Annotated in this window: 1 protein-coding gene; it reads right to left on the bottom strand. The window is 69.4% G+C overall.

Annotation, left to right across the window (positions count from 1 at the left end):
- Positions 1 to 481: KR domain-containing protein (locus BIV23_RS44910; protein WP_143079274.1), on the bottom strand; the 481-nt coding region annotated here is incomplete at both ends.

Below are 481 nucleotides of genomic sequence, written 5' to 3'. Positions count from 1 at the left end.
AGGGCTGGGCGAGCGCGGCATCCAGCGCGGCGAGCGCCTGACGCTCACTGAGCGCCGCCACCCCCTGCCGACGCATCCGGGCCAGCTCAGCCTGCCCCAGACCCGCGGTCAACCCCACACCCGCCTGCTCCCACAACCCCCACGACAGACTCGACGCAGGCAGACCAACCGCCCGACGACGCGCCGCCAACACATCCACAAACACATTCGCCGCCGCATAATTCGACTGCCCCGCACCCCCCAGCACACCCGCAGCCGAGGAGAACAACACGAACGCAGCCAGATCCAGCCCCAGCTCACGACTCAGCTCATCCAGATGACGCGCACCATCCGCCTTCGGCCCCCACACCCCCGCCAACCGCTCCGGCGACTGCGCCTCCACCACCCCGTCATCCAGAACCGCCGCCAGATGAAACACCCCCGTCCACGGCCGCTCCGCACCAGACAGCAACGCAGCGACCTGAGCCCGATCACCCACATC

Origin of the sequence: Streptomyces monashensis (assembly GCF_001866665.1) — a bacterium.
GTDB classification, from domain to species: domain Bacteria; phylum Actinomycetota; class Actinomycetes; order Streptomycetales; family Streptomycetaceae; genus Streptomyces; species Streptomyces monashensis.
The sequence above is the reverse complement of the archived record's forward strand: the minus strand, read 5'-3'. Positions and strand labels throughout refer to the sequence as shown.